This window comes from Aciditerrimonas ferrireducens, from assembly GCF_023130475.1.
GTDB classification, from domain to species: Bacteria; Actinomycetota; Acidimicrobiia; order Acidimicrobiales; family UBA8190; genus Aciditerrimonas; species Aciditerrimonas ferrireducens.
This window is the reverse complement of the sequence record NZ_JAKHEX010000034.1, coordinates 1-19,052: the sequence shown is the minus strand read 5'-3', so window position 1 is coordinate 19,052 and position 19,052 is coordinate 1. Positions and strand designations below refer to the sequence as shown.

Here is a 19,052-nt window from a genome sequence, read left to right as displayed (position 1 = left end):
GCCCTCGGCGCGCTCGGGGCCCTGCGCCGCTCGCCGGGGGAGCAGCGACCGACGGTCAGCCAGCACCCCGAGGCTGGCGGTCCCCGGTCGAGCTGACCTGGGCGTCGGGCCCGAGCCGAGGGAACGTCCCGGTGCACCGGCAAGCGGTCGAGTCCTGGCCCGCGGCAGCCGACCGCTGGTGCCTGGCGGTGGACATCGGCGCCACCAAGCTCGCGGTCGGGCTCGTCTCGGGGTCTGGTGCGGTCCGGGCTGCCGAGCGGGTGCCCACGCCGCACGGTCCGGCCGGGGACCCCGAGCCGGGCCTCCGGGCCCTCTTCGGTGCCGTCGACCAGGTCTGCCGGGTTGCCCGGACCGAGGGCCTGACGGTGCTCGCCTGCGGCGTGGGCTCCGGCGGTCCGATGGACGCCGAGCGCCGGATCTCCCCGCTGCACATCCCGGGCTGGCGGGACCTGCCCATCGGACCCCTGCTCGCCGAGCGGACCGGCTTGGCGACCTTCGTGGACAACGACGCCAAAGCCCTGGTCCTCGGGGAGTGGTGGTGGGGAGCCGGGCGGGGCTACCGGAACCTGCTCGGCATGGTGGTCTCCTCGGGGATCGGTGCCGGCCTGGTGGTCGACGGTCGGCTCCTCGACGGCGCCAGCGGCAACGCCGGCCATCTGGGCCACCTGGTGGTCGTGCCCGACGGTCGGCCCTGTGCCTGCGGGAACCGAGGCTGCGTGGAGGCCGAGACCTCGGGCCTGGCGATCGCCGCCTGGACCGGTCGCCCTCCCGCCGAGGCTTCCCCGGCGGTCCGCCGGCGCGCCGGGGCACTGGTCGGCCAAGCCGTGGCCAGCGCCGTGGTCCTCCTGGACCTCTCGCTGGCCGTGGTCGGCGGGTCGGTCGCCCTCGGTTACGGCAGTGCCTTCTTCGAGGCTGCCAACGCCGCTCTCGCCCGTCATGCGCCGATCGGCTACGCCCGCGCCGCGAGGATCGTGCCGGTCGCCCAAGGGCCCGACGCCCCGCTGGCCGGCGCCGGTGCCGTGGGGTGGCGGGGCCTCCTCGGCGTCGAGGAGCCGCCCCCAGTCCTCGAGCGACGCGCCGGCTCTGACGGTCAGGACCCCAGCGACCAGGGCGAGTCGTCTGCTCGGGGCGGGCCGACCGCCCGGCCGCCGCAGTGAGCGTCGACTCGCCGGGCTCGGCTCGGCCACCTCGGGGACTGGCGCGGGCCGCGGTCATGGCCGTGGTGACCCGCCCGGCCGCCTGGTGGGCCCTGCCCCGGCTCGCCCGGCTGGCCCGGCCGGGATGGTGGCGTCGGCCCCCGTTCTTGCCCCGGCCCGACCCGACCCTGTGGGCTTGGCGCTCCCAGGTGGTCTACGGCCGGACCGACCACCTGCCCACCCGGGAGGAGCTCGCCGGCTACGTCGACTGGCTCGGGCGTTTCGGGCGGTGGGTTCGCCGGTGAGGGCGACCAGGACCCCGATATCCTGGGGTCGATGCATCACAGGCCAGGCTCGGGCGTTGGCGCGGCCAGCCGAGCCCTGGTGCTGAACGCCACCTTCGAACCCCTCGGGGTGGTCTCGACCCGCAGGGCGCTGCTCCTGGTCCTGGGGCAGAAGGCCGAGCTCCTGGCGAGCACCGGGCGGTCCTTCCGCTCCGAACGGCTCGAACTTCCTGAGCCCTCGGTGGTCCGCCTGGCGGTCTACGTCGCGGTCCCCCGGGACCGGACGGTGGCCGTGAACCGCCGGACGGTCTTCGCTCGGGACGGACACCGCTGCCAGTACTGCGGCGGGCCGGCCGAGAGCATCGACCACGTCGTGCCCCGGAGCCGGGGGGGCAGCCACAGTTGGGACAACGTCGTGGCCTGCTGCCGGCGCTGCAACAGCCGCAAGGAGGACCGCCTGCCCCACGAGGCTGGGCTCGAGCTCCGCCGGCCCCCGACCGCCCCCCGGCACCGGGTCTGGATCCTGGCCCTGGCCGGTCAACGGGCCGATTGGGCTCCCTACCTGGCCGAGCAGCAGCCAGCGTGAGCTGGCGGTCGGGGGAACCCGTCCCGCCGTCCGAGGCCGCCAGCTGGCTGGTCGAGGTACGCCGGGGCCCGGCGGGGTGGCTGCACGGGCCGTGGCCAGCGCCCGAGCGCCGGACCAGGCGGACCCTGGCGATCTGCGAGGTCAGCCGCTCGGCCCTGGTCGTGGCGGCCAGCTTCCTGGCCGGCACCGGGAGGACCACCCTCGGGCCGGGCCCGGGGAGCGGGCCGACGACCCAGCCGGTCCCGGCGCCCGAGGGCCCCGATCTGGTCCTTCGACCCAGTGGGGGTGGCGCCGTGCTGGTCGAGCCCGGCGGACAGGTCTGGGTGGAGGTCTGGCTCCCGACGGGGGACCCGCTGTGGTCCGCCGACGTCCTGGCAACGGCCCTCCCGCTCGGTGCTGCCTGGGCCGAGGCCCTGGACCGTCTGGGCGGTCCCCCCCTCCTGGTCCACGACGGTCGGGCAGAGGCCGACGCCCTCGGCCGAGTGGTCTGCTTCGCCGGTCGGGGTCCGGGCGAGGTGCTGGTCGCCCAGGGGCCGTTCGGTGGCCGCAAGGTCGTCGGCATCAGTCAGCGCCGCAGCGCCCAAGGGGTCCGACTCCAGAGCATGGCCCCCTGGTGCTGGCAGCCCGTACGGGTCGTCTCGGCGCTGAGGACGGGGCTGGCAGGGGTGGTGCGCGAGCTGCCGGGGCTGCCCGGGCCCGAGGTGGCGGACCAGCTGGACGTCCTGGGCAGGCGGGCCGTGGGTCTCGGGGACCTCGGCCTCGCCCTCGGTCCGCTGCCGGCGCTCACGGTCGCCCACGCCGTCGCGGCCGCCCTGGCCGCGTGCTGAAGCCCTCGGACCGCGCTGCGCAGCCGCCCTGGCTGTTCACCACGGACCCCAGTCCGCTCCTCTTCGTAGTCCTGCTTTCACGAGACGCGCGTCATTGCTGGTCGCTGCGGCTGGGGTGGGGCGCTGGTCGTTGACCGGTGGGGCAGGGAGGCTTAGAGTGGGGCGAAGTGGGGCAAAAGGGAGATCTGGGGCGTCGATGGGGGGAGCAGGAGCGCAGGTGGCGGCACCGGACCGGTCGGGCTCCCGGGACGTGGGAGCGGTGACGGGTTCCGATGGCCCGGTTCTTCGGACGCTTCGAGCACACCCTCGACGAGAAAGGTCGGCTGACCTTGCCGGCGAAGTTCCGGGGGGCCTTCGAGCGAGGCGGGTACCTGACCCAGGGCGGTGGCGGCTGCCTGGCGCTGTGGGCTCCCGAGGAGTTCGAGCAGCAGATGGAGGCCATGGCGGCCCGAGCGGGGCAAGGACCTGCCGAACGGGACCTGGTGCGGCTCTGGGCGGCCAGCTCGGCCGACGTGGTCCCGGACCGTCAGGGGCGCATCTCGCTGCCCTCCTACCTGCGGACCTTCGCCGGACTGGGCGTGGAGGTCCTGGTGCACGGGGCCATCGACCGGGTCGAGCTCTGGGACCCCGAGCGCTGGCGGGCGCGGGTGGCGCCGGCCGAGGCCCGCTTGGCCGAGGGCGGGGAGTGGTGGTGAGCGCGTCACGGTCCCTGCTTGCCGCCTCGGCGACGACGCACCAGGCGCCCTGGTCCCTCTGCAGCCCCTCGGCTGGCGTGGTGGACTTCTCCTCCTCCGCAACGATGCCGCCCGAGCGTCGCCGGACTCGCCCGTCTGGCGACCAGTCGGTCGAGGGGCTGCAGATGGACCAGGGAGGCAGACGAAGGGCCGAGGAGCCAGGGCACCTGGGGCCGGCTCGGGCTGCTGCTGCCTTCGAGCACCGGCCGGTGATGCTCAGGGAGGTCCTCGAGGTGCTCCGGGAGGTGCCCCCGGGGTTGGTGGTCGATGCCACGGTCGGCGGAGGCGGCCATGCGGCGGCTCTCCTTGCTGCCCGGCCGGACCTGTCGGTGGTCGGTCTCGACCAGGACCCCGACGCCCTCGCCGCGGCGCGGGCCACCCTGGCCCCCTTCGGCCCCCGGGTCCGGCTGCTCCAGGCCCGCTTCGACGACCGCTCGGCCCTCGAGGACGCCGTGGGCACCGAGGAGGTCGTGGCCTGGTGCTTCGACCTGGGGGTGAGTTCACCCCAGCTGGACCGGGCCGAACGGGGCTTCTCGTACCGCCTGGCAGGACCGCTGGACATGCGCATGGACCCCGGCCGTCCCGGGCCCACGGCTGCCGAACTGGTCAACGAATGGCCCCCCGAGCGCTTGGCTGCGATCTTCGCCGAGAGCGGCGAGACCCGCTTGGCCGGTCGCCTGGCTCGGGCCGTCGTGGCCGCCCGGCCCCTCCACTCCACCGCCGAGCTGGCCGCGGTGGTGGAGCGGGCCGTCCCCGCCGGCGCCCGCCGGCGCGGCCACCCCGCCCGGCGGGTCTTCCAGGCCCTGCGCATGGCCGTGAACGACGAGCTGGGCGCGCTCGGGCGGGCCCTGCCCGCAGCCCTTGCACGGCTGGCTCCTGGGGGGCGCTGCGTGGTGCTGAGCTACCACTCGGGCGAGGACCGGCTGGTGAAGGCGGTGTTCCAGGAGGCCGCCACCGGGGGCTGCCGGTGCCCGAGCGGCTTGCCCTGTGTGTGTGGCGCGGTGCCCCTGGTTCGGCTGCTCTGGCGGGGGGCTCGCCTGCCCCGACCCGAGGAGGCGGCGAGCAATCCGCGGGCCCGAAGCGCTCGTCTGCGGGCCTGCGAGCGACTGGCCGCGGAGCAATCGGAGGGAGGACGGCGATGACGGCCCTGGCCCCCGCCCCGGCCCGTCGTCCTGTGCGGCCGACACCGGCTGCTCGACCTCGCACTGGGCACCCGACGTCCTTGACCGGTCGGCGCCGGGCCCGGACCCTGGCGGCGCGCCGCCGGCGGCGGCTGATCCTGGCGGCCGCGGTGCTCGTGGCCCTGGCCGGGCCGCTGGCCGTGGCCGCGGCCGGCGCCGAGTTGACGGCCGGGAGTGTCCGCTTGACCCGCCTGCAGCAAGAACTGCGGGCCGAGCAGCTGACCGAGGCTCGCCTGGAGCTGCAGCTGGCGGAACTGGAGACCCCGGCCCACCTCGCCGGCCTCGGGACGACGGCCGGCGCCGCCAGCGCCCGGACTGGCGCCGCCGGCGGGGCCCCGTGAGGCGACCGGGCCGCCGGAGGGTCCCGGTCGGTCTGCGGCGCTTGCGTCTGGTCCGACTCCTCACGGTGGCGGGGTTTCTCGTCGTGACCCTCCGGGTGGTCCAGCTCCAGGGGTCGGCCGGTCAGCCCTATCGGACCCTCGGGCAAGAGGAGACCGTCGTGCAGGAGGTCCTCCCGGCCCCCCGAGGGGCCATCTACGATCGACAGGGCCAGCCGCTGGTGCTGTCGGTGCCGGTCGACGAGGTCGTCGCCGACCCCGAGCTCCTGCCCGACCCGGCCCGGGCGGCAGGGGAGCTGGCGCCGCTGCTGGGCGAGCCTCCGGCCACCTTGACCCAGGAGCTCTCGGTTCGCAGCGGCTACCTGGTCCTGACCCAGGACCTCCCGGCCGCTGACGCCAGCAAGGTCTTGGCCCTGGACCTCCCCGGGGTGACGCTGACGCCCCGGGAACACCTGGTGGCACCCAACGGGGACCTCGCGGCCCCCCTGCTCGGCGGGGTGAACGCCGCCGGGGTCGGCGTCTCCGGTCTGGAAGAGGAATACCAACGGATCCTGGCTGGCCGGGCCGGCCTGGAGGACCAGGCGGTGGCCCCCTCGGGCGTGGTCATCCCGCTGACCATCGACGCTGGCCTCCAGTGGGTGGTCGAGCAGGACCTCGCTGCCGGTGTCGCCAAAGCGCAGGCGCAAAACGGCATCGCCATCGTCGAGGACCCCCGCACCGGCGCCATCCTGGCCATGGCCAGCGTGGTGCGGGACCCGACCACTGGGGCGGTGACGCCCGCCCCGGAGAACCTGGCCCTGACGCAGGTCTACGAGCCCGGTTCGGTGTTCAAGCTGGTCACCTTCTCGGCCGCGCTCCAAGACGGGATCATCACGCCCGACAGCGTCATCCAGGTCCCCAGCGTGCTGCCCATCGACGGGGCCATCTTCCACGACGCCTGGTCCCACCCCGCCGAGCCCATGACGGCCAGCCAGATCCTGGCCCAGTCCTCGAACATGGGCACCATCCTCATCGCCGAGCGCCTCGGGGTGGACCGCCTGGCCGCCCAGATCAGTGCCCTGGGTTTCGGGCACCCCACGGGTCTGGGGTTCCCCGGCGCCTCGCCCGGCCTCGTGAAGCCCGTGAGCAGCTGGTCGCCCACGGCCATCGGCTCGACGCCCATCGGTCAGGACACGGGGGTGACGGCGCAGCAGATCCTCGACCTGTTCTCCACCGTGGCGAACGGTGGGGTGGCCGTCCCACCCCGCCTGGTGGCCGCAACGGTGAGTCCGAGCGGGCAGTTCCATCCCCTGGCACGGCAGCCCGGCCACCGGGTGATCGCGGCGAGCGCCGATGCCGAGCTGGTGCAGATGATGGAGTCGGTGGCCACGCCGGTCGGGACGGCCCCGGCGGCGGCGGTGCCCGGCTACACGGTGGCCGGCAAGACCGGGACCTCGCAGATTCCCGACCCGAAGACCGGGGGGTACACCCCGGGGGCCTACTGGGGGACCTTCGCTGGCTTCGCCCCGGCCCAGGATCCGGCCTTGGCCGCCGTGGTGGTCATGACCCGGCCCCATCCCATCTACGGCGGCTCGGTCAGCGCCCCGGTCTTCTCGGAGATCATGCGCTACGCCCTCCCGCACTACGGCATCGCGCCGACCGGGGGCGGCCAGCCCCTGCCACCGACCCCCCAGGAGGTCGCGAGTGGGGGATGAGGGGAGTCCGGGCTTCCCAGCCCCCTCCTGCCGCAGACCGTGAGGGCCGCTACCATCCGCCGAGTCATGGCCGTGCCGGGGCGAGCATCGAAGGTAGAGGAAGGGCTGCAGTGCGGATGGACCACGTGCTCGCCGGCGTGCCGCTGACGGCCACGGTCGGGGACCTGGACCGCGTCGACGTTCAGGACCTGGCCATCGACCACCGCGCCGTGACGCCCGGATCGCTCTTCGTGTGCGTGCCCGGCACCCACGACGACGGGCACCGGTACGCGGCCCAGGCCGTGGCCAGGGGAGCGGTGGGGGTGGTGGCCGAACGCCTCCTCGACCTCGGGGTGCCCCTGGCCGTGGTCCGGCGCGGCAGCGCCAGGGCGGTCACCGCCCTGGCGGCCCGGCGGGTCCATGGCGATCCCAGCCGGCACCTGGCGGTGATCGGGGTGACGGGCACGAACGGCAAGACCTCGGTCACCGCGCTGGTGGCAGCGGCCCTTGGGGCAGCGGGATGGCCGTGCCGGGCGATCGGGACCCTCTCGGGAGCCCGGACGACCCCCGAGGCGCCCGATCTCCAGCGCCAGCTGGCCCAGGCCCGCCAGGATGGCTGCCGGGCAGTGGCCGTGGAGGTCTCCTCCCACGCCCTGGCCCAACAGCGGGTCGCCGGCACCCGTTTCGCCGCCGGCGTCTTCACCAACCTGGGTCGGGACCACCTCGACTACCACGGCACCCAGGCCCGGTACTTCGAGGCCAAGGCCCGGCTGTTCCTGGTCGAGCGGTGCGAGCTGGCGGTGGTGAACGTCGCCGATCCCGCCGGGGCCCGGCTGGCCGCCTTGGTCAGGGCAGCGGGGGTCCCCCTCGTCCCGGTCGACCCCCAGGAGGCCGAGGTGCTCTCGTGCTCCGCCTCGAGCCTGCACTTCCGCTGGCGGGCCCGCACCTGGCGGGTGGCGTTGCCGGGCCGATTCCAGCTCGCCAACGTCTGTTTGGCGCTCGCCGCAGCGATGGCCCTGGGGGCCGACCCGGAGGCGGTCGCCGCAGGGCTGGTGTCCCTGCCCGGCGTGCCTGGCCGCTTCGAGGTGGTCCTGGCCCCGCCCGAGGCCCCCTTCACCGGGGTGGTCGACTACGCCCACACCCCGGACGCGCTGGGCGCGGCCCTGGCGAGCTGTCGGTCCCTGGCCGGTGCCGGCCGGGTGCTCTGCGTCTTCGGCGCTGGCGGGGGTCGGGACGAGGGCAAGCGGCCCCAGATGGGGCAGGTGGCGGCCAGTCAGGCCGACGTGGTGGTCCTGACCTCGGACAACACCCGAGGAGAGGACCCGTGGGCCATCGCTCGGGCCGTGCTCGAAGGGACCGACGGGGAGCCCGCCGAGATCCGGGTCGAGCTGGACCGTCGGCGGGCCATCGAGCTGGCGGTGACCCTGGCGGCCCCCGGAGACGTCGTCCTGGTGGCCGGCAAAGGTCACGAGACGGCCCTGGACCACGGGGACCGCCAGGAACCCTTCGACGACCGTCAAGAGCTCCGGGTCGCGCTGGGGCGCCTCCGTGACCAGGGGGTGCCGTGGTCAGCCTGATGCTCTCGGGCGGGGTCGCCCTCATCGTGGCGCTCGCGGCCACCTCGGGTCTCATCGGCTGGCTGGCCCAGCGCCGCATCGGGCAGCAGATCCGGGAGGACGGTCCCAAACGCCACCTGGCCAAGGCCGGCACGCCGACCATGGGCGGCCTGGCCATCTTGGCCGGAGTGCTGGCTGGCTACCTGGTGGCCCACCTCGACGACGTGGGCTTCAGCCGCGCCGGGATCCTCGTGGTGGCGACCACGGTGGCGGCCGGGGGAATCGGCCTGGTCGACGACTGGATAAAGGTCCGTCACCGGCGCAGCCTCGGACTGAACAAGCGGGCGAAGTTCGGCGCGCAGCTCGCGGTGGCCGTGGGGTTCGCCCTCGCCGCCGAGCACTGGGCGCGCGTCCCGACCGTCTTGAGCTTCACCCGCGTCGACCTGCCCGGCACGCCCCTGGGATCGCTGGGCTGGCTGCTGTGGGCCGTGGTCATCGTGGTCGGGGCGGCCAACGCCGTGAACCTCACGGACGGCCTCGACGGGCTGGCCTCGGGGTCCGCGACGTTCGGTTTCGCGGTCCTGGCGGTCATCGGCTACTGGCAGTTCCGTCACCCCACGATCTACCGGACCACGGGATGGACGCCCCTCGACCTGGCCCTGGTCGCCGTCGGTCTCGCCGGGGCCTCCCTCGGTTTCCTCTGGTGGAACGCCGCGCCGGCCCGGATCTTCATGGGCGACACGGGGTCCTTGGCCCTCGGTGCCGGACTCGGGGCCCTCGGGCTGCTCATGAACGTCCAGCTGCTCCTGGTGGTCATCGGCGGGCTCTTCGTCATCGTCACCTTGTCGGTCGTGGCCCAGGTGGTGGCCTACCGGGTCTTTGGTCGACGGATCCTGCGGATGGCTCCCCTCCACCACCACTTCGAGCTCAAGGGCTGGCCCGAGACCACGGTCATCGTGCGGTTCTGGATCCTCGCTGGCCTTTTCGCCGCCTTGGGTCTGGGCCTCTTCTACGCCGGCTTCCTCTCGGCAACCGGCATCCGGTGACGGCCCGAGCTTCCCGATCGGTCCCCCAGCCGGTCCACCGCCGGCGCCTCGGGCTCTGCGAGGCTGAGGAGATGGCCAACGGCCCGAGCGCTTCCCTACGACGTCCCGCACCGCACGGTGGCCGTCCCCAGCTCCGGCTGGTCCGCGGATCGGCACCGCGACGCGGCCGCTCGGACCGCACCGTCCTCCTGGTCCTCGTCGGCGCGCTGAGCGCCATCGGCCTGGTCCTGGTGCTCGCTGCGTCGGCCTACACCTCCCTGGTCGACTACGGCTCGGTCTGGTCGATCTTCCTCCGCCAGGTGATCTGGGTCGGCCTGGGGGTCCTGGCCCTGGTGGTCTGCGCCGCCGTGCCCTACCCGGCTTGGCGTCGCTGGCGAACACCCATCCTCCTCGGGGGCCTGGCTCTCCTGGTCCTGGTCCTGGTTCCCGGGATCGGCGACCACGTGGCCGGTTCGACCCGTTGGCTGGGCTTCGGGCAGCTGCGGGTCCAGCCCTCGGAGCTCATGAAGCTGGCCCTTTGCGTCTTCGCCGCTGACCTGGCCGCCCGGCGGGCGCACCGGGCCGAGGAGCCCCGGGCGCTGGCCCTGCCCCTCCTGGCGGTCACCGCCGCCGCCGCCTTCTTGGTCCTCCTGCAACCCGACCTCGGCACGGCCATCGTCCTGGCCGCCATCGCCTTCGCGGTGCTCCTGGCGGTCGGTGTGCCCGGAAAGGTCCTGGCGGCCGCCGGGCTCGCCGGGGTCCTGCTGACGGGGGCTGCCGCCTTGGCCGAGCCCTACCGACGGGCCCGCTTGCTGTCCTTCGTCGACCCCTTGGCCCACCGGGAGACCACCGGCTACCAGGTCGTGCAGTCCCTGGTCGGTATCAGCTCCGGTGGGCCCTTCGGCCTCGGGCTGGGCAACGGCCAGGTCCAGTGGGGCCTGCTGCCCAACCCTCACACCGACTTCATCTTCTCGGTGCTCGGCCAGGACACTGGCGTCGTCGGGGTGCTGGTGGTCAGCGTCCTCTTCGTCGGCCTGGCCGTCGTGGGCCTGCGGATCGCCGGACGGGCCCCCGACCGCTTCGGTGCCGTCCTGGCGCTCGCCGTGACCTGCTGGATCAGCGTCGAGGCCCTGATCAACATGGGAGCCGTGGTCGGTCTGTTGCCGGTCACCGGCATCCCGCTCCCCTTCATCTCCTTCGGGGGCTCCTCCACGGTGGTCGTCATGGCCGGGGTCGGCATGCTGGCCAGCGTGGCCAGGGCCGCCGAGGCCCACCAGCGCCGGCCCCGGCGAGGCCGGACCGGCTCGGCAGGGGCTCACGGGCGGGGCACGAATCGCCGAGCTGCCCGACCCGTTCGCTGGCCGGTCCGGGAGGCAGCCGGCCGATGAGGACCCGCAGGGCGGGGGCGCAGCGGTTCGCCCTCCTGGCTGGGGGCGGCACCGGCGGTCACTTGGCGCCGGCCATCGCGCTCGCCGAGGCCCTCGAGGAGCAGCACGGGGCCGGGAGCGTCGAGCTCGTCGTCAGCCGGCGAGGCTTGGCAGCCACCGAGGGCATGGCCGGGGCCCTGCCGGTCTCGAGCCTGCCCGGGCGGGGGGTCCGCCGAGCCTTCAGTCCAGGTGCCTTGGTGGACAACCTCGGGGCGCTCGGCCAACTGGCCCTGGCCGGCGTCCAGGCCCTCGGGCTGGTGGCCCGCCGGCGACCCGCCGTGGTCGTCGGTGTGGGGGGCTACGCGAGCGTGCCGGTCGCCCTGGCCGGACGGCTCCTCGGGGTGCCCCTGGTCGTGGTCGACGTCGACGCGGTGCCCGGGCTCGCCAACCGCTTCCTGGCTCGATTCGCCGCCGCCACGGCGGCGGCCTGGCCCGACAGCGGTCTGCCCCGAGCCGTGCTCACCGGCCCGCCGATCCGCCGGGAAGTGGCGGCCGTCGGGGGTCGCGGGCCGGCGGGTCCCTCGGCGGCGGCCCGCGAGCGCCTCGGGCTGCCCCCGGCACGGCGGACGGTCTGCGTCGTGGGCGGTTCCCTCGGGGCCCGCCGGCTGAACGAAGCCGCCCTCGGTCTGGCGACCGCCTGGGCCAGCCGTTCGGACCTGACCCTCTACCACGTCGTGGGTCGGCGGGACTGGCCTTGGGTGGCCGAAGCGGCACCCTCGCTGCCGCCCGACGGCCTGTCCTACAAGGCCGTACCCTTCGAGGAGCACATGGCCGACCTCTACCAGGCAGCCGACCTGGTGGTGGCCAGGGCAGGTGCCATGACGGTGGCCGAGCTGGCCGTGGTCGGGGTGCCGGCCGTCCTGGTCCCCCTGCCGGGGGCTCCCGGTGACCACCAGCGGCACAACGCCGAGCTGCTCTCCCGGGCCGGGGCGGCCGAGGTGGTCGCTGACGACGAGGCCAGCGCAGCACGCCTGGCCGAGGTGGTCAGCGCCCTGCTGGACCAGCCCGAAAAGCGACTGGCCATGGCCCGGGCGGCGCGCGCCCTCGGGCGGCCCGACGGGACCCTAGCGGTCCTGGCCCTGGTCGAGGCCCACGCTCGCCCCCGAGGGAGCGCCGCAGGGAGGCGGTCATGAGCGCCGAGGTCCTCGATCTCTCCCGGCCCCGCCGGATCCACCTCGTCGGGGTCGGGGGTGCGGGGATGAGCGCCTACGCCGTGGTCCTCGCCGCCATGGGGCACCAGGTGACCGGGAGCGACCTGAAGGAGTCGGCCAGCACCCAGCGGCTCCAGGCCGCCGGCGTGCAGGTCATGATCGGCCACGACCCGAGCAACCTCGGTGAGGCCGAGCTCCTGGCCCGCTCCACGGCCGTCCCCGACCAGAACCCCGAGATCCAAGCGGCGCGCGTCAAGGGGGTCCCGGTGCTGGATCGGGCCGAGCTCCTGGCCGCCATCTGTCGCTTGCGGCGGGTCCTGGCCGTGACCGGCACCCACGGCAAGACCACCACCACCTCGATGGCGGCCCTGGCCCTCGTCGAGGCCGGCCTGCGGCCCTCGTTCCTCATCGGCGGGGACCTCAACGAGGTAGGCACGAACGCGGTGTGGGACGAGGGCGAGTGGCTCGTGGTCGAGGCCGACGAGAGCGACGGCACGTTCCTGGCCCTCGACCCGGCCATCGGGGTGGTGACCTCGGTGGATCTGGACCACCTGGACCATTACGGCACCGAGGAGGCCCTGCACGCGGCCTTCGCCGCCTTCGTCGAGCGAGCCGGCCAAGCGGTCCTCTGGGCCGAGGACCCCGGCGTGGCCCGGCTCGTCGACCAGTTCGCCGCGACCGGCGAGGCCCCGCCTCGGCTCCTCACGGTCGGGGGTGCGGGCCGAGCCGCGATCGTGGTCGAGGCCGTGGTCGAGCCGCCGGGGCCGGGCCGTCTCCGGGTGGCCTGGCCCGATGGCACGACCCTGGCCACCGTCTTGGCCGTGCCCGGTGCCCACAACCTGACGAACGCCGCCCTGGCGGCGGTCGCCGCCCGGGCGGCGGGGGCCGAGCCGGAGGCCATCGGCCGCGCGCTGCGCCGCTTCGCCGGGGTGGCCCGCCGCTTCGAGGCCCGGGGGACCTGGCGGGGGGTGCGGTTGGTCGACGACTACGGCCACCTGCCCGCCGAGATCGAGGCCGCCTTGGCCACCGCCAGACAGGTTCACCCGGGGCGCCTGGTCGCCGTCTTCCAGCCCCACCGCTACTCCCGGACCGCCTTGCAGGCCGAGCAGCTCGGCGCCGCCTTGAGCGGTGCCGACCTGGTGGTGGTCACCGACGTCTACGCGGCCGGCGAGCGGCCGGTGCCCGGGGTCAACGGCCAGCTGGTGGCCGACGCCGCCGCTCGCCGGGGCGCGGTGGTCCACTATGTCCCGGAGCGGCCGGCCCTGGCCCGGGAGGTGGCCGGCCTGCTGGCCCCCGGGGACCTGTGCTTGAGCCTCGGGGCCGGTGACGTCACCCAGCTGGCCGACGAGCTCCAGGCGCTCCCATGAACTGCGAGGAGCCCCTGGCGCGGACCCTGGCCGCCTTGGACCGGCTGGCGCCGGGCCGGCTCGAGCGGGACGCCCCGCTCGGGGCTCGGACCACCTATCGGGTCGGGGGCCCGGCTCGGGGCCTGCTGCGGGTGGCCAGCGGGGCCGACCTCGACCTGGTCCACGAGGCCCTCCAGGCGGCTGAGGGGCCGGTTCCCCTGCTCTGCCTGGGCCAGGGATCGAACCTGCTGGTCGCCGACGCCGGGTTCCCCGGGCTGGTCCTCTTCTTCGATCCCGGGGCGGCAACGTTGACGATGCCGACGCCCGAGGGCTTGGAACCGGGCTGCTCGGTCCTGGTGCGGGCCGACGCCGGCTATCCCCTGCCGATCCTGGCCCGCCGGGCTGCCGCCTCGGGCCTGGGCAGTGTGGCCTGGGCGGTCGGCATCCCAGGGTCGGTCGGCGGGGCGGTCCGGATGAACGCCGGCGGGCACGGGGCGGACACGGCCAGCTGCCTGGTGGCCGCCTGGGTGGCCGACCTGGCCCGGGGCACCCTGGAGCGCTGGGACCCAGGCCGTCTCGGCCACGGTTACCGCAGCAGCCGGCTTGGCCCCGAGCACGCGGTGGTGGCCGCCGAGCTCCAGGCCCAGGTCGAGGACCCGGAGACGGCCAAGGCCCGCATCGCCGAGATCGTGCGCTGGCGACGGGCCAACCAGCCAGGAGGCGCCAACGCCGGTTCGGTCTTCGCCAACCCTCCGGGGGACGCCGCGGGTCGCCTCGTCGAGGAAGCCGGCCTCAAGGGCTGGCGCCAGGGCAGCGCCGCGGTCTCGGCGAAGCACGCGAACTTCGTCCAGGCCGACCCGGGGGGCAGGGCCGAGGACGTCCGCCGGGTGATCGACCACGTCCAGGCGACCGTGGCCCGTCGGCTGGGGGTCGAGCTCCGCTTGGAGCTCCGCCTGGTCGGATTCTCGGACCAGCCCCTGCCGGTCGTCGAGGCCCTCAGGAGCGCTTGACCCCTCCTGGAGCCGGCCGTATCGTGAGGCACTCCCGCCGATGCCACGCCGGGCGTGGGCCCTGGGCCCACCGCATCGGACGAGCCGGGAATCCAGGTGGAGGCGTTGGGTCGCGTCGTGGTCCAGTGGGGAGGGGGCAGCGGGGCGACCTGGTGGTGGACGAGGAGCGTCGATGAGCGGACCAGGGCAGGCCAATTACTTCGCCGTCATCAAGGTGGTGGGCGTGGGAGGCGGCGGGGTGAACGCCGTCAACCGCATGATCGAGGCCGGGTTGAAGGGCGTGGAGTTCATCGCCATGAACACCGACGCCCAGGCCCTGCTCATGAGCGACGCCGACCTCAAGCTCGACATCGGACGGCAACTGACTCGGGGACTGGGTGCGGGCAGTGACCCCGAGGTGGGGCGGCAAGCGGCGGAGGAACACCGGGAGGAGATCGAGGAGGCCCTGAAAGGGGCCGACATGGTGTTCATCACCGCCGGCAAGGGCGGAGGCACGGGGACCGGCGCCTCGCCGGTCGTGGCCGAGATCGCCCGGTCGCTCGGGGCGCTGACCATCGCCGTGGTGACCCGGCCGTTCTCCTTCGAGGGCCGACGCCGGGCCATGCAAGCCGAGGCCGGCATCCAGCGGCTCAAGGAGCAGGTCGACGCGGTCATCGTCATCCCCAACGACCGCCTCCTGAGCGTGGCCACGGAGAAGACCTCCATGGTGAACGCCTTCAAGATGGCCGACGAGGTGCTCTTGCAGGGCGTCCAGGGCATCACGGACCTCATCACCGTGCCCGGCCAGATCAACACGGACTTCGCCGACGTCCGTATGGTCCTGGCCGACGCCGGCAGCGCCATCATGGGGATCGGGCAGGCCACGGGCGAGGAGCGCGCCCTGAGCGCCGCCCGCCAGGCCACCACGAGCCCCCTGCTCGAGGCCCGGATCGACGGGGCCCGGGGCGTCCTCGTCAACATCGCCGGTGGCCCGGAACTGCGGCTCTTCGAGGTGAACGAGGCCATGGAGATCATCCACGACGTGGCCGACCCCGACGCCAACATCATCTTCGGCACGGTCATCGACGAGGCCCTCGGCGACGCCGTGCGGGTCACGGTCATCGCCGCCGGCTTCGACGAGGCGACGGCGTCCCGGCCGGCGGTGGCAGGCCCGAGCGTCTCGAGCGACGAAGCCACCGTGCTCGACGCCCGGCGCCGGCGGCCCGCCCCGACGGACATCTTCGACGAGCCGGTCGAGGAGAACGGCCGAGACCCGATGGACCTGGGCGAGGACGAACTGGACATCCCCTCCTTCCTGCGCTGAGCCCGCGGCCCCGTGGCCCTGGTCCGTGCCCTGCCGGCGGCCGGCGCCTGGATGCTGACGACCGAGGCCAGTGAGGGGGACCACGCTGGCCTCGGGCGCGGCGGAGCGAATGGGGGAGCGGTCGATCGCGTGCTCGCCCCGCTGGTCGCTGCCGGCCTGCTGCCGCCGTGGCCCCTGTGGCGACTCCGGCAGGTCCACGGGGCCCGAGTCGTGGTGGCCGATCCGAGACGCACCGAGGTGCTGGAGGAGGGCGACGCCGTGGTCCTGCCCGGTCCGGGCAGCCTGGCGGCGGTGGTCACGGCGGACTGCGTTCCCCTGGCGCTGGCCGCTGCTGGCCAGGCGGTCGCCGTGGTCCACGTCGGCTGGCGAGGGCTCGTGGCCGGCGTTGTCCAGGCCGCGGTGGCGGCCCTCGCCGCCCTCGACCCCGGGCCGGTGAGCGGGGCGCTGGGGCCGGCCATCGGGCCCTGCTGCTACGCCTTCTCCGAGGCGGACCTTCAGACGGTGGAAGCGGCGAGCGGCGGGGTCGGTCGGTCCCGGACCCGATCGGGCCAGCTCGCCCTCGACCTCCCCGCGGCGGTGGCGGCGACGGCCCGAGCCGCCGGGGTGGAGCTCGCGCCGGGTCCGGTGCCCTGCACCGGCTGCGACGGGCGGTTCTTCTCCCACCGGTGCCGGGCCGACTCCGCCCGGCAGGCCACCGTGGTCTGGCGGGGTTGGACGCCCCGCGTGGCGTGACCCGCCCGGGTGCCGAACCGGTCGGCCCGCCGTCCGACCTGGTCCGGGCCCGGATCGAGGCCCTACGGGCGAAGCTGGCCGACCTGGCCCCGGGCCGATCCGTCCGCCTGGTGGTGGTCACGAAGGGGTTCGGACCCGAGGCTGTCTTGGCGGTCCAGGGGGCCGGGGTGCTCGACGTCGGCGAGAACTACGCCCGCGAGTTGCTGGCCAAACGGGCAGCCCTCGGCGCTGCGGCTGACGGGCTGCGCTGGCACCACCTCGGGGCGCTCCACCGCCGGCCGGCCAAGCAGCTCGCACCCGTGGTCGATCTCTTCCATGGGCTCACCCGGGTGGAGGAGGCCGAAGCCATCGCCAGCCAGGCGCCGGGTCGGCGGGTCCTCGTGCAGCTCGAACTCAGCCGGCGCCCCGGTCGCCGCGGCGTGTCGGCCCAGGCCCTGCCGAGCCTGCTGCCCCGCCTGTCTCGGGCCGGGGTCCGGCCCGTCGGCGTCATGACCCTCGGGGTGGCTGGCGACCCCGAGCGGACGGCGGCGATCTTCGAGGAGGCAGCGGCACTGGCCAGGGCGGCTGACCTCGAGGAGGTCTCCATGGGGATGTCGGAGGACTTCGAGCTGGCCGTTGCCAAGGGGGCCACCATCGTGCGGATCGGCCGAGCCGTGCTCGGGCCCCGGCCTGTTGCGGCTCCCGTCGATGATCCACCCCCTGGGCGCGCCCCGGGGCTAACCTGACGGCGAGGAGGGCGCACAATGCCGGGATTCTTCAAGCGGACCATGGCGTATCTCGGTTTGGCCGAGGACGACGAGTACGACGACGAGGACTACGAGGACCTCGAGCCGCCCCGGGTCGCCCCGGTCCAAGGTCCTCGCACCGAGCCGGTCGTCGCGTCGGGGAGTCGGGGATCGGGCGGTGGCACCATCCGACCCTTGGTCCGCGACGAGCCGCCGGCGGCCCGTCCAGCCGTCGTCCGGCCCCTGTCGGCCGAACCGCCGACCACCCGGGTCCACGTCTCGGCCCCCACGGAGTTCGGCGACGCCCGCCAGATCGCCGACCGCTTGGTCGCGGGCCAGCCGGTCATCGTCAACCTGCAGGTCGCCGACCGGGAGCTCATGCGGCGCATGATCGACTTCTGCAGCGGCGTGACCTACGCCATCGGCGGGAAGATGGATCGGGTCGCGGATCGGGTGTTCCTGGTCACCCCAGCCAACGTGAAGGTGTCGGGGGAGGAGCGGGAGCGGCAGCAGGCCGCCGAAGCCAGCGCGGTCGGGTCCTGAGCAGGCCTGTCCCGTGCTCCTGCGGCGGGGCGACTTGGCGGCGCTCCCAGCGTCCCCTAGCGTCATAGCGTGGTCGTCACCATCCTGATCTGGCTCATCGAGGCCTACGTCGTCGTCCTGCTGCTCCGGGCGGTGCTCAGCTGGTTCCCCATTCACGGCGACTCACCCCTCGCCCAGCTCCAGCGGGGCCTGGTGGCAGCCACCGAGCCCGTCCTGGCGCCGGTCCGGCGGGTCCTGCCGCCGTTGCAGATCGGGGGCACCGGGATCGATCTCTCGATGATCGTCGTCGTCATCCTCTTGGAAGTCATCGCCCGCATCATCTGAGCACCGGGCCGGTCCCCACCAGGGATCCCCCCCACAGGAGGCGTCGGCCGCTACCATCGCCGCATGGGCCCGTCCGAGCAGACCGGGGAGTTCTCCAGCCTCGACAGCCTCCGGACCGTCGAGTTCCGGCAGACCTTGCGGGGCTACCACATCGACGACGTCGACGACTACCTCGAACGGGTGGCCGTCGAGGTCGACGCCCTGCGGGACCAGCTCCGGACGACCCAGGAGCGGCTCCGGCAAGCCTCGGAGCGGATCGCTGCTTTGGAAGCGCAGCGGAGCGACCAGCCCGGTCCCGCCGAGATCCCGCCGGGGGCACCAGCCGACACCGACGACGCGTTGCGCCGGACCCTCGAGATGGCGCAACGCTTCGTCGATCAGGCCCAGCGCGAGGCGAAGGCCGAGGCCGAGGCCATGCTGAGCGAGGCGAAGGAGCGGGCGGCGGCCATCGTGGCGAATGCCGAGGCTGAGGCCCGGCAGGCCAAGGAGGCGTCCGAGCGGGCGCTGCGCGACGAAGTCGGGCGCCTCCAGCACACCCGTGAACGCCTGGCCTCGGAGCTCGAGCGGCTGGGGCGCCAGGTCGATGACGAGCGGAACAAGCTCCGCAGCGTCGCCAACGATCTCCTGGCCATTGCCGAGGGCAAGCTCGCCTCGAATCGTCCTCCTGCCCTCGGTCCAGCCGAGGCTGGCCGGACCTCGGAGGGCCCTGCGGCCGTCACGACGGCCCCGACCACTCGCCTGAGTCCGTCGCCGGCGCCGAGCGCTCTGCCCGGCGGACGCTAACCCTGCCCGTCGGGGCGGGCGCCGGCGTCCCGAGCCTCGACCCTTGCAGGCTGTCCCCGGCAGGGCTATCGTCCGGCGGCTCCGTGCCGTGGGTCCGGCGGTCCGACGGGAGGAGGCCACGCGTCCTTGGCGGTGGAGGGGTCATGAGTCCGAGCAAGAAGGCCGCAACGGGCAGCCAGGCCAGCGAGGGGAAGCGGGGGGCTGCCCGGGCGTCTCGGTCGACCTCGACCAGCACTCGGGCTGCTGCTGTCCTGCGGAGCGCGGCCGCAGCGAAGGCGGGGACGACCCGTCGGGCGGCGGCTTCGGGGGTGTCGGCTGGCGCTGGTTCGAAGGTTTCGGCGAAGGCGGCTGGGGTGTCGTCGGGCACG

At 74.5% G+C, this 19,052-nt stretch carries 20 protein-coding genes; all 20 read left to right on the top strand.

The window, feature by feature from the left end; all coding sequences use genetic code 11:
• Positions 1-131 precede the first annotated feature (131 nt).
• Entirely contained in the window at positions 132-1,157 is a 1,026-nt protein-coding gene (locus Acit_RS12320; protein ID WP_248109350.1) for an ROK family protein, read from the top strand.
• Complete coding sequence (locus tag Acit_RS12315; protein ID WP_248109349.1) at positions 1,154-1,441, top strand: hypothetical protein; 288 nt, start codon at positions 1,154-1,156, stop codon at positions 1,439-1,441. Before Acit_RS12320 ends, Acit_RS12315 begins: the two co-directional genes overlap by 4 nt.
• 31 nt (positions 1,442-1,472) lie before the next feature.
• On the top strand, positions 1,473-2,006 hold the full coding sequence (locus Acit_RS12310; RefSeq protein WP_248109348.1) for an HNH endonuclease: 534 nt from the start codon (positions 1,473-1,475) through the stop codon (positions 2,004-2,006).
• Positions 2,003-2,833: a hypothetical protein gene (locus Acit_RS12305; protein WP_248109347.1), complete on the top strand. Its 831-nt coding sequence runs from the start codon at positions 2,003-2,005 to the stop codon at positions 2,831-2,833. Before Acit_RS12310 ends, Acit_RS12305 begins: the two co-directional genes overlap by 4 nt.
• Before the next feature lie 272 nt (positions 2,834-3,105).
• Positions 3,106-3,528 (top strand): division/cell wall cluster transcriptional repressor MraZ, encoded by a 423-nt coding sequence (locus Acit_RS12300; protein WP_248109346.1) that lies wholly within the window; start codon positions 3,106-3,108, stop codon positions 3,526-3,528.
• A gap of 164 nt (positions 3,529-3,692) precedes the next feature.
• Positions 3,693-4,709, top strand: a complete 1,017-nt coding sequence (rsmH, locus tag Acit_RS12295) for a 16S rRNA (cytosine(1402)-N(4))-methyltransferase RsmH (RefSeq protein ID WP_282436923.1) — start codon at positions 3,693-3,695, stop codon at positions 4,707-4,709.
• 80 nt (positions 4,710-4,789) lie between these two features.
• Positions 4,790-5,089: a hypothetical protein gene (locus Acit_RS12290; RefSeq protein WP_248109344.1), complete on the top strand. Its 300-nt coding sequence runs from the start codon at positions 4,790-4,792 to the stop codon at positions 5,087-5,089.
• Positions 5,090-5,154: 65 nt separating this feature from the next.
• Positions 5,155-6,780 (top strand): peptidoglycan D,D-transpeptidase FtsI family protein, encoded by a 1,626-nt coding sequence (locus tag Acit_RS12285; RefSeq protein WP_248109343.1) that lies wholly within the window; start codon positions 5,155-5,157, stop codon positions 6,778-6,780.
• A gap of 116 nt (positions 6,781-6,896) precedes the next feature.
• Positions 6,897-8,336, top strand: a complete 1,440-nt coding sequence (locus Acit_RS12280) for a UDP-N-acetylmuramoyl-L-alanyl-D-glutamate--2,6-diaminopimelate ligase (protein ID WP_248109351.1) — start codon at positions 6,897-6,899, stop codon at positions 8,334-8,336.
• Positions 8,324-9,361 (top strand): phospho-N-acetylmuramoyl-pentapeptide-transferase, encoded by a 1,038-nt coding sequence (gene mraY, locus Acit_RS12275; RefSeq protein ID WP_248109342.1) that lies wholly within the window; start codon positions 8,324-8,326, stop codon positions 9,359-9,361. The genes Acit_RS12280 and mraY overlap by 13 nt, the downstream gene beginning before the upstream one ends.
• 71 nt (positions 9,362-9,432) lie before the next feature.
• Positions 9,433-10,728 (top strand): putative lipid II flippase FtsW, encoded by a 1,296-nt coding sequence (gene ftsW, locus Acit_RS12270; protein WP_248109341.1) that lies wholly within the window; start codon positions 9,433-9,435, stop codon positions 10,726-10,728.
• A complete protein-coding gene (locus Acit_RS12265; RefSeq protein ID WP_248109340.1) occupies positions 10,725-11,900 on the top strand; it encodes a UDP-N-acetylglucosamine--N-acetylmuramyl-(pentapeptide) pyrophosphoryl-undecaprenol N-acetylglucosamine transferase in 1,176 nt (391 codons plus the stop codon). Before ftsW ends, Acit_RS12265 begins: the two co-directional genes overlap by 4 nt.
• The gene (gene murC, locus Acit_RS12260) at positions 11,897-13,285 is read left to right on the top strand and encodes a UDP-N-acetylmuramate--L-alanine ligase (protein ID WP_248109339.1); all 1,389 of its coding nucleotides are present in this window, start codon (positions 11,897-11,899) and stop codon (positions 13,283-13,285) included. Before Acit_RS12265 ends, murC begins: the two co-directional genes overlap by 4 nt.
• The gene (gene murB, locus Acit_RS12255; RefSeq protein ID WP_248109338.1) at positions 13,282-14,274 is read left to right on the top strand and encodes a UDP-N-acetylmuramate dehydrogenase; all 993 of its coding nucleotides are present in this window, start codon (positions 13,282-13,284) and stop codon (positions 14,272-14,274) included. The genes murC and murB overlap by 4 nt, the downstream gene beginning before the upstream one ends.
• Before the next feature lie 172 nt (positions 14,275-14,446).
• Positions 14,447-15,577, top strand: a complete 1,131-nt coding sequence (gene ftsZ, locus Acit_RS12250) for a cell division protein FtsZ (RefSeq protein ID WP_248109337.1) — start codon at positions 14,447-14,449, stop codon at positions 15,575-15,577.
• Positions 15,578-15,589: 12 nt separating this feature from the next.
• Entirely contained in the window at positions 15,590-16,309 is a 720-nt protein-coding gene (locus Acit_RS12245) for a laccase domain-containing protein (protein WP_248109336.1), read from the top strand.
• On the top strand, positions 16,306-17,034 hold the full coding sequence (locus Acit_RS12240; protein ID WP_248109335.1) for a type III PLP-dependent enzyme domain-containing protein: 729 nt from the start codon (positions 16,306-16,308) through the stop codon (positions 17,032-17,034). Before Acit_RS12245 ends, Acit_RS12240 begins: the two co-directional genes overlap by 4 nt.
• 18 nt (positions 17,035-17,052) lie before the next feature.
• Positions 17,053-17,577, top strand: a complete 525-nt coding sequence (locus Acit_RS12235; protein WP_248109334.1) for a cell division protein SepF — start codon at positions 17,053-17,055, stop codon at positions 17,575-17,577.
• A gap of 69 nt (positions 17,578-17,646) precedes the next feature.
• On the top strand, positions 17,647-17,901 hold the full coding sequence (locus Acit_RS12230) for a YggT family protein (protein ID WP_248109333.1): 255 nt from the start codon (positions 17,647-17,649) through the stop codon (positions 17,899-17,901).
• Positions 17,902-17,964: 63 nt separating this feature from the next.
• Positions 17,965-18,684, top strand: a complete 720-nt coding sequence (locus Acit_RS12225; protein ID WP_248109332.1) for a DivIVA domain-containing protein — start codon at positions 17,965-17,967, stop codon at positions 18,682-18,684.
• Positions 18,685-19,052: the final 368 nt, after the last annotated feature.